The sequence below is a fragment of the Nocardia cyriacigeorgica genome (assembly GCF_010858045.1).
Lineage (GTDB): Bacteria > Actinomycetota > Actinomycetes > Mycobacteriales > Mycobacteriaceae > Nocardia > Nocardia cyriacigeorgica_E.
Genome location: NZ_JAAGVC010000002.1, coordinates 148,830 through 160,990, shown reverse-complemented (window position 1 = coordinate 160,990; position 12,161 = coordinate 148,830). Strand labels below are relative to the sequence as shown.

Annotated in this window: 12 protein-coding genes; 10 read left to right on the top strand and 2 right to left on the bottom strand. The window is 70.9% G+C overall.

All coding sequences use genetic code 11. The features are described from left to right. Positions 1 to 16 precede the first annotated feature (16 nt). A complete protein-coding gene (hemC, locus tag GV790_RS03005) occupies positions 17 to 1,054 on the top strand; it encodes a hydroxymethylbilane synthase (RefSeq protein WP_163810214.1) in 1,038 nt (345 codons plus the stop codon). Beyond that, complete coding sequence (locus GV790_RS03000; RefSeq protein WP_163810212.1) at positions 1,051 to 2,613, top strand: bifunctional uroporphyrinogen-III C-methyltransferase/uroporphyrinogen-III synthase; 1,563 nt, start codon at positions 1,051 to 1,053, stop codon at positions 2,611 to 2,613. Before hemC ends, GV790_RS03000 begins: the two co-directional genes overlap by 4 nt. A gap of 82 nt (positions 2,614 to 2,695) precedes the next feature. Here the strand turns inward: GV790_RS03000 and GV790_RS02995 are convergent, their stop codons facing one another. Together GV790_RS02995 and GV790_RS02990 are read right to left on the bottom strand one after the other, a co-directional pair. Next, positions 2,696 to 5,443: a hypothetical protein gene (locus tag GV790_RS02995; RefSeq protein ID WP_163810210.1), complete on the bottom strand. Its 2,748-nt coding sequence runs from the start codon at positions 5,441 to 5,443 to the stop codon at positions 2,696 to 2,698. 190 nt (positions 5,444 to 5,633) lie between these two features. Continuing rightward, the gene (locus GV790_RS02990; RefSeq protein ID WP_163810209.1) at positions 5,634 to 5,903 is read right to left on the bottom strand and encodes a hypothetical protein; all 270 of its coding nucleotides are present in this window, start codon (positions 5,901 to 5,903) and stop codon (positions 5,634 to 5,636) included. Positions 5,904 to 6,101: 198 nt separating this feature from the next. On the opposite strand from GV790_RS02990, the gene hemB reads away from it, so the two are divergent. The 8 genes from hemB to GV790_RS02950 all read left to right on the top strand — a co-directional run bounded on the left by hemB (position 6,102) and on the right by GV790_RS02950 (position 12,130). Further along, entirely contained in the window at positions 6,102 to 7,079 is a 978-nt protein-coding gene (hemB, locus tag GV790_RS02985) for a porphobilinogen synthase (RefSeq protein ID WP_163810207.1), read from the top strand. Positions 7,080 to 7,081: 2 nt separating this feature from the next. Next, entirely contained in the window at positions 7,082 to 7,594 is a 513-nt protein-coding gene (locus tag GV790_RS02980) for a hypothetical protein (protein WP_228806699.1), read from the top strand. A 313-nt stretch (positions 7,595 to 7,907) separates the two neighbouring features. Next, complete coding sequence (locus GV790_RS02975; protein WP_163810203.1) at positions 7,908 to 8,501, top strand: hypothetical protein; 594 nt, start codon at positions 7,908 to 7,910, stop codon at positions 8,499 to 8,501. After that, positions 8,498 to 8,821: a hypothetical protein gene (locus GV790_RS02970; RefSeq protein WP_163810200.1), complete on the top strand. Its 324-nt coding sequence runs from the start codon at positions 8,498 to 8,500 to the stop codon at positions 8,819 to 8,821. The genes GV790_RS02975 and GV790_RS02970 overlap by 4 nt, the downstream gene beginning before the upstream one ends. 4 nt (positions 8,822 to 8,825) lie before the next feature. Then, positions 8,826 to 9,041 (top strand): hypothetical protein, encoded by a 216-nt coding sequence (locus GV790_RS02965; protein ID WP_163810198.1) that lies wholly within the window; start codon positions 8,826 to 8,828, stop codon positions 9,039 to 9,041. An 85-nt stretch (positions 9,042 to 9,126) separates the two neighbouring features. Further along, positions 9,127 to 10,464 (top strand): glutamate-1-semialdehyde 2,1-aminomutase, encoded by a 1,338-nt coding sequence (gene hemL, locus GV790_RS02960; RefSeq protein WP_163810196.1) that lies wholly within the window; start codon positions 9,127 to 9,129, stop codon positions 10,462 to 10,464. A 230-nt stretch (positions 10,465 to 10,694) separates the two neighbouring features. Continuing rightward, complete coding sequence (locus GV790_RS02955; protein WP_256672996.1) at positions 10,695 to 11,474, top strand: histidine phosphatase family protein; 780 nt, start codon at positions 10,695 to 10,697, stop codon at positions 11,472 to 11,474. After that, entirely contained in the window at positions 11,471 to 12,130 is a 660-nt protein-coding gene (locus GV790_RS02950; RefSeq protein ID WP_163810194.1) for a TlpA disulfide reductase family protein, read from the top strand. The genes GV790_RS02955 and GV790_RS02950 overlap by 4 nt, the downstream gene beginning before the upstream one ends. Positions 12,131 to 12,161 lie beyond the last annotated feature (31 nt).

Genomic DNA, 12,161 nt, shown 5'->3' with positions numbered 1-12,161 from the left:
CCCAAAAGGAGTCAGCATGAATGCATCGATGACGGCCACCACCCGGTCGGCTTCGGAGGTGCGCGCCCCGCTGCGGATCGGCACCAGAGGCAGCCTGCTCGCGCTGACCCAGGCGGGCACCGTGCGTGACGCGCTGATCGCCGCCGGTCGGCCCGCGGAACTGGTCGTGGTCAAGACACCCGGCGATCTGTCCTCGGATCCGGTGGAGAAGATCGGCGTCGGCGTCTTCACCTCGGCGTTGCGCGACGAACTCGCCGCGGGCACCGTCGATATCGCGGTGCACTCCTACAAAGACCTGCCCACCGCGCCGGACGACCGCTTCACCATCGCCGCCATCCCGCAGCGCGAGGACCCCCGCGACGCCCTCGTCGCCCGCGACGGCCTGGTGCTCGGTGAGCTGCCCGCCGGTTCGGTGGTCGGCACCTCGGCTCCGCGCCGCGGCGCGCAGCTGCGCGCGCTCGGCCTCGGCTTGCAGATCGTGCCGCTGCGCGGCAATCTCGACTCCCGGTTGCGCAAGGTCAGCGAGGGCGAACTCGACGCGATCGTCGTGGCCCGCGCCGGGCTCGCGCGCATCGGCCGCCTCGACGCGGTGACCGAGGCCCTCGAACCCGTGCAGATGCTGTCCGCACCCGCTCAGGGCGCCCTCGCCGTGGAATGCCGCAGCGACGACGCCGAACTGATCGAGCTGCTCAGCACGCTCGACGATGCCGCCACCCGGGCCGCCGTGATCGCCGAACGGGCGTTGCTGGCCGAGCTGGAGGCCGGATGTACCGCGCCGGTCGGCGCCATCGCCGAGGTGGTCGAATCCCTCGACGACGACGGTCGCATCGTCGAGGAACTCTCGCTGCGCGGCTGCGCGGCTGCCATCGACGGCTCCGACGTGCTGCGCGCGTCGGTGGTGGGTGCGCCCGCTGATGCCGCCGAATTGGGGCGGGCGCTGGCCCGCGAGCTGCTGGAGCTCGGTGCGCGCGAATTGCTCGCCGCCGAACCCGCCCCGGCAGCGGCCGCCCCCACAGACGTCACCGATCCCAGTCCAATGGAGAACAACCGATGAGTCGAGCCGCTAAGAAGCATCCCGGTCGAATCCTGTTCGTCGGGTCGGGTCCAGGAGATCCGGCGCTGCTCACCGTGCGGGCGCGCGAGGTGCTCGGCCGGGCAACGCTCGCCTTCACCGACCCCGACGTCGACAAGGGTGTGCTGGCCCTGATCGGCACCGCCGTCGAGCCGGGCCCCGACGGTGAGTCCGCCGTCGACGTGCGGCCCGCTCTCGGTGAGCCGGCCGAGGTCGCCAAGACGCTGATCGCCGAGGCGCGCGCCGGACACGACGTGGTGCGCGTGGTCGCGGGCGATCCGCTGACCACCGACGCGGTGATCGCCGAGGTCACCACCGTGACCCGCTCGCACATGGTGTTCGAGGTGCTGCCCGGTCTGCCCGGCGGGTCGGCGGTGCCGAGCTACGCCGGTATCGCACTGGGATCGGGCCACACCGAGGCCGATGTGCGCGGCGAGGTCGATTGGGCGGCGCTGGCCGCCGCGCCCGGGCCGCTGGTGCTGCACGCCACCTCCGGCCACCTGGCCGAGACCGCGAGCGCGCTGGTCGAACACGGTATGGCGCCGCAGACGCCGGTCGCGGTGACCGTACGCGGCACCACCCGCCAGCAGCGCACCATCGAAGCCACCCTGGCCACGCTCAACAGCGCCGCCTCCGAGCTGGTCGGCCCGCTGGTGGTGACCATCGGCAAGGTCGTCGCGCAGCGGTCGAAGATGTCGTGGTGGGAATCGCGGGCGCTGTACGGCTGGACCGTCCTGGTGCCGCGCACCAAGGATCAGGCCGCCGAGATGAGCGAGCGCCTGGTGACCCATGGCGCCATCCCCATGGAAGTGCCGACCATCGCCGTCGAGCCGCCGCGCAGCCCCGCGCAGATGGAACGCGCGGTCAAGGGCCTGGTCGACGGCCGCTACCAGTGGGTGGTGTTCACCTCCACCAACGCGGTGCGCGCGGTATGGGAGAAGTTCTCCGAATTCGGACTGGACGCGCGGGCGTTCTCCGGGGTGAAGATCGCCTGCGTCGGCGAGGCCACCGCGGAGAAGGTGCGCTCCTTCGGCATCAATCCGGAGCTGCTGCCCAGCGGTGAACAGTCCTCCGAGGGGCTGCTCGCCGACTTCCCGCCCTATGACGACGTGTTCGACCCGGTGAACCGGGTGCTGCTGCCGCGCGCCGATATCGCCACCGAAACCCTCGCCGAGGGCCTGCGTGACCGCGGCTGGGAAATCGACGACGTCACCGCCTACCGCACGGTGCGCGCCTCGCCGCCGCCCGCCGAAACCCGCGAGATGATCAAGACCGGCGGTTTCGACGCGGTCCTGTTCACCTCGTCCTCCACCGTCCGCAACCTGGTCGGTATCGCAGGCAAGCCGCATGCCCGCACCATCGTCGCGTGCATCGGCCCCAAGACCGCCGAGACCGCCATCGAGTTCGGCCTGCGCGTGGACGTGCAGCCCGAAACCGCCCAGGTCGGCCCGCTGGTGGAGGCGCTGGCCGAGCACGCCGCCCGGCTGCGCGCCGAGGGCCTGCTGCCCCCGCCGCGCAAGAAGAGCCGCCGCAGCCGCTAGTCCGGCCGCCGCACGGCACACCACCGTTCGACCCAGCAGCGCGATCATCGATCGCGCTGCTGGTGTGTTCGGGGTGTCCGAGTTAACCACTCCCACCACCGCAGCCCCCTCCGCCGCCGCCACCACTGGAATCGCCGCCGCTCCACCCGCCGGAACTCCCACCGCTCCAGCTGTCGCCGCCCGCACCCCAGTCGATCGGTCCCGGGACGCTGTTCGAGCGATACCAGCTGCTGTCGGCGGACGAACCGCCTCCCTCGCGCGAACGGCCCGTCCGTGAAACGCTCTGTCCCGCAGTGCCAGAGCGTGATCTATTCCGCGCCGCGTCGGTACCGCGCGAACCTCCGCGCTGCGAATCCTTCCCGAACCGGCCACCGCCCGAACTGATTCCGTGGGCGCCACTGCCGCGCGACCCGCTGCTTCGCCGTCCGGTCTCGCCGCGTGCTCGGCCGCCGCGCTGGTCGGGGGTTTTCGCGCCGCTGCCCTGCGGATCGCCGCCGCTGGCGCGCGATGTGTTCCCGGCGCTGGGTGCATCGCCGCGAGGCACGGAGCCGGCGCGTGCGTCGTCGGCGCGCCGCCAACCGCCGCCGCCAACGGTGCGTGAACTGCCGGCGAGCGGACCGCTGCTGCGAGCAGTACGGAATGTGGCCCCCTCGCCCGGGCCGCCGTCGCGCGAACTCTGCCGGCGGCCACCGCTGTTCTCGCCGCCGACGAGATCACTTGCGGCGGATGCGTCCTCGGTGGCGCGGTCGAGGGAGCCGAGGGTGCGTTCGGTGCGGCGCAGCTCGGTATACACATCGGCGAGCGAGCCCGGCAGTTCGATCATCGAACCAGTCGCCGCGCGTTGCCATTTCTCCAGGCGCTGGGCGCGTTCGGCATCGGCGCGTCTGCGCACCCGGGCGGCCGCCTCCTGCGGACGGCGGTGCAGGTGCGAGCCGACCTCCAACAGGAGCAGCCCGAGTATCAGCGTTGCGACGAACCAGCCGCCCATCCCGTAGAGGTACCAGCGCGCGGCGTCCGGATGATCCGCGAGCAGCACCCATCCCAGGATGGCCAGGGGAAGGGCGAAGAGGGTGCGCAGCACGAATCTTCCGAGCGTGCGGGCGATATCGCCGGGCGCACGCCGGGCGGATCCCTGTGGCGGGTCGACGTCGGTCGGCTCGGGTTCCACAGGGACATCAGCGATGGCCGCGCGGTTGCGACGCAGCTCCGCCCAGTAGGCCGCGGTCGGCGTGTGCCGCTCCTGCGCCGCGATGTCCGCGCGGAATCGCAGCACCCCGTCTTGCAGATCGGTCGGTGTGACGAAAGCGCGCACCCGGGTGACCGTGCGCGACTCCGGCCGCGTGCGGGCCCACAGCAGTGCACTCTTGCCCGAGACCCGGGTCTGGCCGGTGCTGCGGGGAGCACCGGTGGCCAGTACCTCGATGGTGGCCGGCCGTCCGTCGGATCGGCCCGCCGCCCGCGAGATCCGTTCGATCCAGTGCGGGCCGGCGGCGCGATGGAAGGCGTTCATCGAACTCACTTCCACCAGGTAGTGCCGGTGCCCGCGGCGCGGCGGTTCGTGCGCGGGGAAGCGCCAGGCCCGCCAGAGGCCGACGGCCACCCCGAGCTCGCGGACCGCACCGATCACGGCTCGGTCGCCGCGGTCCATCAGCAGCTCGGCCAGGTCGTCGTTTCCGGAGAGGTCGGTCAGATCGAGTCGATCCGGCATTCGCGACCAGGCCACCCGCAGCACGGCGGCAGGCACCGGCGCATACCGATGACGATGCGGGGCAGGCGCTTCCGCGCTCACCAGGCTGCGCGGCCCCGGCACCTGCCGCCCGATGATTCCGGCTCGGAACAGGGCGACACCGTCGACGAAAAGCGGTGGCGGCCCAGCGGTCCGCAGATGCTCGGTCAGTGCGGGATCCGGTGCCAATCCGTACTCGTCGAGATAGTGCGCGACCGCTTCCGGCCACACCCAGCGCCCGTCGGTGCGGATCGTCATCGGTACCGGCACGGCGGATTCCGGCTCGACCGTATCCGCCACTCCGGTCGCCCGGCAGACCGCGGGCGCGGTGCGCAGGTAACGCACCGCTGCCCTGGTGTCGGTCAGCCGCGGGTGGTTCGCGGGGAAGCGGACGGGGTGCTCGGTGAACGGGGCGGGGATGCGCGGTGCCGTATCGTCCGCGGCCCACAGCAGGCACGAGCGCGCACGGGCGCCGAGTTGATAGCGCGGGAGATCGTCACCGGTGGTGTAGACCTCGACCTGCCCGTCCGTCTGGCCCGCCGTGTGCAGCGCCGAGGCCACATCGGCGGCGACGATCCACGGCAGGCCCGCACCGCCCACCTCGACCAGGTAAACCCGCCGCGGTGTGCGCGGCCACCCCTCCGGATACGGTTGCGCGGGCCTGCGCCAGGACCGCCATACGCCGATCACCGAGCTGTGCTCGCGGGCCGCTTCGATGGCAGCGGTATCGATCTCGTCAGGCGCGTGATCGGCGCTGCCGGTGGCACCGGTCAGATCGAGCGCGCGCGGCATCGGCGCCACCGACAGTTCGGCGGAATCCGGTAGCAGCGGGGTGAATTCGAACGGGACCCGCGCGCCCGGCGCGGGTGCCACGACATCGCGCATGCCCCAGCGAGTGAACCGCGTTCCCAGGATCTCGGCCAGGGTCGTGAGTTCGGCAGGGCGTAGCGCGATCTTGCGGCGGCGCGCGATCGCCTCGACGGCGTAGGCGACCTCGCGCTGATCACCGAGGCTCAGGCTGTAGCGAAGATCGGTCAGGTACCGGTCCGGGATACGGCCGGCGAATCCGAGCAGCATGGCGTGCACGGCATCTGCGGATGTCATCGTTGATCCGAATTCGTCTGTGGGCGAGCGGTGGTGGTACCGCGCTCGTGGGCGGTGACCGATGGTAGTCAGCGCGCGGGCGCGCCGACAGGTGTTGTCCGCCGAAAACTCCGACCGGTGAGCGTAATTCGGCGCGGTGCGCCAACGGAGGCGAGCCTGCGCGGCCGATGCGGTGCAGGCCCACCGCCGCTCAGCGGTGCTGACGTAGCAGAGTGCGCACCAGCTCGCAGGTGGCATCCGAGGGTGGCCGCACGCCCGCGATCTCCGCGGCGGCCCGGATCTTGCGGTCGGTGGCATAGCCCGGCGCGTACACGCCCGAATCGAGCAGGGCGATGGCCAGCCGCATCGCCTTGCGGCGCCGGTTGTGCAGGATGTACCAGGAGCGCGGGCGCCCGGCCGGTAGCGGACGCCGTGCGGGCGCGGTGTGGACGTGGTCGATGTGAGCTGCCTTCGAAGCCATCTGACATCCCTCCCGTGGTGATCCGGGGCACGCGCGCCCCTTCGAACATGTCTTCGATTCTACCCGCGACCACCGACAAACTTCGTTGTGCGCAATGGTTTTCGGCCGCCCTACCGGCCGTTTCGGCCCATCTCGCCGGGATCGGAGTGCGTCGACGCGGCTGAACGCGGCCGGCGCCGCAGGCGTATCGTGCGGGCTATGACGGGAACGGAACGTCCGCGACGATTGCGGCGTACCCCTGCGATCCGGCGGCTGGTGGCGGAGACCTCACTCGAGCCGCGGCATCTGGTGCTGCCGATGTTCGTCGCCGACGGCATCGATGAGCCGCGCGAGATCGGATCCATGCCGGGCGTGCAGCAGCATTCGCTGGATTCGCTGCGCAAGGCCGCGGTCGAGGCCGTCTCGGCCGGTGTCGGCGGGCTGATGTTGTTCGGTGTGCCGCGTCCGGAGGACAAGGACGCCGCGGGCAGCGGGGCCACCGACCCGGACGGCATCCTCAACCGCGGCCTGCGCGCCCTGGCCGAGGAGGTCGGCTCGTCGACGGTGATCATGGCCGACACCTGCCTGGACGAATTCACCGATCACGGCCACTGCGGTGTGCTCGCCGCCGACGGCTCCGTCGACAACGACGCCACCCTCGACCGCTATGTGGAAATGGCCATCGCGCAGGCCGAGGCTGGTGCGGATCTGCTCGGTACCAGCGGCATGATGGACGGCCAGGTCGCCGCGATCCGGGGCGGTCTCGACGCCACCGGCCATCTCGATACCGGCATCCTCGCCTACGCGGCGAAATACGCCTCTGCCTTCTACGGCCCCTTCCGTGAGGCCGTCGGCTCCTCGCTCCAGGGCGATCGGCGCACCTACCAGCAGGATCCGGCCAATCGCCGCGAGTCGCTGCGCGAGGTCGAGCTGGATCTGGCCGAAGGCGCCGATCTGGTCATGGTGAAACCGGCCATGTCCTACCTGGACATCCTGCGCGAGGTGGCCGACCGCTCGACGGTGCCGGTGGCCGCCTATCAGATCTCTGGTGAATACGCGATGATCACCGCCGCCGCCGAACGCGGCTGGATCGACCGTCGCGGCGCCATCATCGAATCGCTGATCGGTATCCGCCGGGCGGGCGCGGACATCGTGCTCACCTACTGGGCGACCGAGGCGGCGCACTGGCTGTCGTGAACATGCCGAAACCGCCGGGCGCCGACCCGGCGCCCGTCATGCCCGAAGACGTCGGCACCGCGCGTCAGCTGTGGTGGGCCGCCATCGCGGTGGGCCTGGTGCAGTTGATCGCCTCGGTGATCACCGCCATCGGTCAGCGCGACAGCTTCACCGCGGACATGCTCGAACAGGCCCGGACGACCGACCCGCAGTTCAGCGAGGCGACCGCCGACCTCATGGTGACGATCGCGTTCGCGCTCGTCGTGGTGTTCGGCCTGGTGATCGCCGGGATCGGGCTGCTCGTGGTGCATCAGCTGGCTCGCGGCAAGGCCTGGGCGCGCGCGGTGCTCACCTTCGCCGGTGTGTGGCTGGTCTTCATGGCCATCGGGTCGTTGTTCGCGCTGGACGCGGTGAGCGGAATCGCCTCGCTGGTGGCCGGCGGCGCGGCCATCGTGCAGGGCGTGCTCGCGGCCGGCGCGATCTATCTGAGTCACCGTCCGGACTCGACCCGGTACTTCCAGATGAACCGGCGGTGAACGGTCGTCGGGGCCGGGGCTGAGTTTGTCGGGGCCGCGCCGACATGTATCGTGAGGGTTGTCACAGTAGGAGTGGGAACCCGAAGTGGTCGCCCCGACGTTCGGATATGGACGTCGCGACTGCTCCGGGAGATCGGAGGCAGTAATGCGAGTGGTGATCCAACAGCCACAGAGCGTTCGGCGGGATCTGCTCGTGTTGAGCCTGCTGGTGCTGTTCGGTCTGGTCACCGTCGCCGTCCTGCTGATCCCCGGCCTCCTCGGCTGATCTCCGCGCTGTCGCTGTCCCGGTCCCAGCCGTCATGAGCGGTGCTGCATGAACGATTCCGGGACCGTCCTGTTCGCCGAACCAGGCGGACGATGGCGCGCGGTCGCCTACGGGCCCGCGCTGTGCCTGCTCATCCTCATCCTGGAACTCGCCACCGGAAGTACGCCGCACTGGTTCGCCCTCGTCTTCTGCAGCGTGTTGATCGCCGGCTTCGTCGCGCTGCAAGTGGTCGCCGCGCGCAGGCACGTCAGCGTCGAACTCACTTCCGAAACCCTGCGTAACGGCACCGAGACGCTGCCGCTCGACGCCATCGACGCCGTCCTCGGCGAATCCGATGAGCAGAACTGGGACGATGAACACTGGGAGTCCGCGCGTGCGCTCGGCGAACTGTCGGGAGTGCCGCGCCGCCGCACCGGGATCGGGCTGCGGCGCACCGACGGTGACGTGGTGCAGGCGTGGGCTCGCGATCATCGCGGCCTGCGCGCCGCGTTGACGACCGCACTGGACGAGCGCAGGCCCGATCCGCGACCGCGGGCCGGCGACGGGCCCGTCGAAAACGGCGCGCAGCCCGACGCGGGACCACGCGCGGTCGCCGACCCGACGCCCGAGCGGCGTCCCGACGAGAACGGAGCCGAGCGATGAACCGACGAATCGTGCCGATGGCCGTCGATGCGCTGATCGCGGTGGTGTGTGTCGTTGCGGCCGTGCTCAGTTGGCGTCAAGGCGTGCAGACCACGGAGTTCGCGCCGATGGGTGAGGTACCCGGGTTCAGCGCCACCCGCTATTCGGGCCCGTGGCTGGTGCTGGCTTCGCTGCTGATCGCGGCGGCGGGCCTGGCGCTGATCGATGTCGTCACCCGGATCGTGCGTACCCGCCGGGCAAACGATTCCGACCGGAATGTTTTTGCGGCCCAATCCGATTCGGCTACCGTCTGGGCCCGGGGGACCACTAGCGAAGGATGACGCCATGAATCGGCTGGTAACAAGGACCTGTGCGGCCGCAGCGGTGATCGCCGCGATCGGGTTCGCCGCCGCGCCCGCGAGCGCGGCCCCCGGGCTGCCGCTCGAGCCCGCACCACCGGCGGCGGTGTTTGCGCCGGAGACCGGTTCGGCGGGCGTCTACAACAACCTCATGTGCTGGCTGCACACCATCTCCGCCTCCGTGCCCTGCATGTACACCTGAGCGCGGCCCGATCGGGCTGCGGTGTGGGTCACTCCACTACACCCTGTCGTCGACGCGATCGGGTAGGGCTGCCAGACTGGAACGCGTGAGTTCTTCTCCGCGCGTGACCAGGGCAACGGTGCCGGTTTCCGCTCAGCTCTTCGAACGGGCCACCGAGGTGATTCCCGGTGGTGTCAACTCGCCGGTGCGGGCCTTCCACTCGGTCGGCGGCACACCCCGCTTCATCGCCTCCGCCAACGGCTGCACACTCACCGACGCCGACGGCAACGACTACGTCGATCTGGTGTGCTCCTGGGGCCCGATGATTCTCGGGCACGCCCATCCCGCCGTCGTCGAGGCGGTGCAGAAGGCGGCGACCGGCGGCCTGTCCTTCGGTGCGCCGACCGAGGCCGAGATCGAACTCGCCGAACACATCGCCGGGCGGGTCGCGCCGGTGGACCGGGTCCGGCTGGTGAACTCCGGCACCGAGGCCACCATGAGCGCGGTCCGGCTGGCCCGCGGCTACACCGGCCGCACCAAGATCATCAAGTTCGCCGGCTGCTACCACGGCCACGTGGACGCGCTGCTGGCCGACGCGGGCTCGGGTGTCGCCACCCTGGGCCTGCCCACTTCGCCAGGGGTGACCGGCGCTCAGGCCGCCGACACCATCGTGCTGCCCTACAACGACCTCGAGGCCGTCGCCGCCGCGTTCGCCGCGAACCCCGGCGAGATCGCCTGCGTGATCACCGAGGCGGCGGCCGGCAACATGGGTGCGGTCGCCCCGCTGCCCGGTTTCAACGCGGGCCTGCGCAAGCTGACCATCGAGCACGGCGCGCTGCTGATCATGGACGAGGTGATGACCGGTTTCCGGGTGAGCCCCTCCGGCTGGTTCGGGCTCGACGGCGTCGCGGGGGATCTATACACCTTCGGCAAGGTGATGAGTGGTGGCCTGCCCGCGGCGGCGTTCGGCGGCCGCGCCGAGATCATGAATCATCTGGCCCCGCTCGGTCCCGTCTATCAGGCCGGCACCCTGTCCGGTAACCCGGTGGCGGTCGCCGCCGGCCTGGCGACGCTGCGGGCCGCCGACGACGAGGTGTACGCCACGCTCGATCGCAACTCCGAACGTCTCGGCATCCTGTTCGCCGAGGCACTGGGTGAGGCAGGGGTCGAGCACCAGGTTCAGTTCGCAGGCAATATGGTGAGCGTGTTCTTCGCCGACTCCCCGGTCATCGACTACGCCACCGCCAAGGCGAGCCAGACCTGGCGTTATCCCGCCTTTTTCCACGCCCTGCTGGAGGGCGGGGTCTACGCGCCGCCGAGCGCGTTCGAAGCGTGGTTCGTGTCCGCGGCGCTCGACGAGGACGCTTTCGCCCGTATCGCCGCCGCCCTGCCCGCCGCCGCACACGCGGCCGCGGCCGCCACACCCGAAGGAACCCGCGCGTGAGCCAGCCCGATTCCGAGCGCGAACCCACCGACAACACCGCTGACGCGGCGTCGGCCGTCGAAGCCGCCACGGCCAAGGCCGCCGCGGCCAAGGCGGTCGCCGAGACCGCAGCCGCCGATGCCGTGGTCGCGAAGGCGGTCGCCGAGACCGCCGCTGCCGTCGCCGCCGCGGAATCCGATCCCGCTGTCATCGCCGAGGCCGTCGCCCAGACCACCGCCGCCGAGACCGCGATGGCCGAGGCCGTGGTCGCCGAGGCCGCTGCCGAGACCGCCGCGGCCGAAGCCGCGGCCGCGGCGGCCGCCGCCGAATCCGCCGTCGACGACCAGGACGATGCCGCGCCGGTGGCCGCCACCCAGCCGCGCATCCACGACGGCGGCGCCGCCGTCGAGACCATCGTGCATGTGCTGCGCCACGGCGAAGTGCACAACCCGAAGGGCATCCTCTACGGCAGGCTGCCCGGATTCGGGCTGTCGGTGTCGGGCCGGGCGCAGGCCGGTGCGGTGGCACGGGCGCTGGCCGATCACGACATCGCCGCCGTCATCGCCTCGCCGCTGCAGCGTGCCCAGGAGACCGCCGAGCCGATCGCGGCGCAGCACGGGCTGATCGTGCGCACCGACGAGAACCTGATCGAGGCCGGCAACACCTTCGAGGGCCTGCGCGTATCCGTCGGTGACGGCGCGCTGCGCAAGCCGCGGCACTGGTGGAAGTTGCGCGACCCGTTCACCCCGTCCTGGGGTGAGCCCTACCTGCAGATCGCGCACCGCATGCTGGCCGCGGTGAACAAGGCTCGCGCCGAGGCCACCGGCCGGGAAGCGGTGCTGGTCTCGCATCAGCTGCCGGTGTGGACGCTGCGTCGTTTCCTCCAGGGGCAGCGGCTCTGGCACGATCCGCGCCAGCGCCAGTGCTCGCTGGCGTCGCTGACCTCGCTGGTCTATCAGGGCGACACCCTCGTCGACATCGTCTACTCCGAGCCCGCGGGCGGTTCGGATCCCACGGTGCACGGGGCATGAGAAGGAAGGTGTCGTCACGGCGGGCCCGGCTGATGCCGGTCCTGCTGGCCTGCGTGGCGCTGGTCGCCGCGGCGGTGACCGGCTGCGCGACCGGTGACGACGCGGTGGCTTCCGGCGGCACCTTCGAATTCGTCTCGCCCGGCGGTAAGACCGAGATCTTCTACAACCCGCCCAGCTCACGCGGCACCATCGGGAAGCTGTCCGGCCCCGACCTGATGAACGAGGGCGCCGATATCGCGCTCTCCGATTTCACCGGGCAGGTCGTCGTGCTGAATCTGTGGGGCCAGTGGTGCGGGCCCTGCCGCGCGGAGGCACCCGCGTTGGAGCAGGTCTACGAGCAGACCAAGGATTCCGGGGTCGCCTTCCTCGGCATCAATGTCCGCGATCCACAGCGCGACAAGGCGCAGGATTTCGTCGTCGACAACAAGATCGGCTATCCGTCGATCTACGACCCGTCCATGCGCACCCTGCTCGCGCTCGGCGGGAACTTCCCCACCAGCGTCATCCCGACGACGCTGGTCCTCGATCGTCAGCACCGGGTCGCCGCCATCTTCCTGCGCGCGGTGCTGGCCGAAGATCTACAACCTGTCGTCGAGAGCATCGCTCGCGAGGAACCTGCCGGGGGGACCGTCAGTCAAGCGCCGGAGGGGCGATGAACACCCTCCGGGAAGCCACACAGGAGAGACG

Coding starts and splice junctions, on each gene's coding strand:
- hemC (WP_163810214.1), top strand. CDS start 17: ATGAATGCATCGATGACGGCCACCACCCGGTCGGCTTCGGAGGTGCGC.
- GV790_RS03000 (WP_163810212.1), top strand. CDS start 1,051: ATGAGTCGAGCCGCTAAGAAGCATCCCGGTCGAATCCTGTTCGTCGGG.
- GV790_RS02995 (WP_163810210.1), bottom strand. CDS start 5,443: ATGACATCCGCAGATGCCGTGCACGCCATGCTGCTCGGATTCGCCGGC.
- GV790_RS02990 (WP_163810209.1), bottom strand. CDS start 5,903: ATGGCTTCGAAGGCAGCTCACATCGACCACGTCCACACCGCGCCCGCA.
- hemB (WP_163810207.1), top strand. CDS start 6,102: ATGACGGGAACGGAACGTCCGCGACGATTGCGGCGTACCCCTGCGATC.
- GV790_RS02980 (WP_228806699.1), top strand. CDS start 7,082: ATGCCGAAACCGCCGGGCGCCGACCCGGCGCCCGTCATGCCCGAAGAC.
- GV790_RS02975 (WP_163810203.1), top strand. CDS start 7,908: ATGAACGATTCCGGGACCGTCCTGTTCGCCGAACCAGGCGGACGATGG.
- GV790_RS02970 (WP_163810200.1), top strand. CDS start 8,498: ATGAACCGACGAATCGTGCCGATGGCCGTCGATGCGCTGATCGCGGTG.
- GV790_RS02965 (WP_163810198.1), top strand. CDS start 8,826: ATGAATCGGCTGGTAACAAGGACCTGTGCGGCCGCAGCGGTGATCGCC.
- GV790_RS02955 (WP_256672996.1), top strand. CDS start 10,695: ATGGCCGAGGCCGTGGTCGCCGAGGCCGCTGCCGAGACCGCCGCGGCC.
- GV790_RS02950 (WP_163810194.1), top strand. CDS start 11,471: ATGAGAAGGAAGGTGTCGTCACGGCGGGCCCGGCTGATGCCGGTCCTG.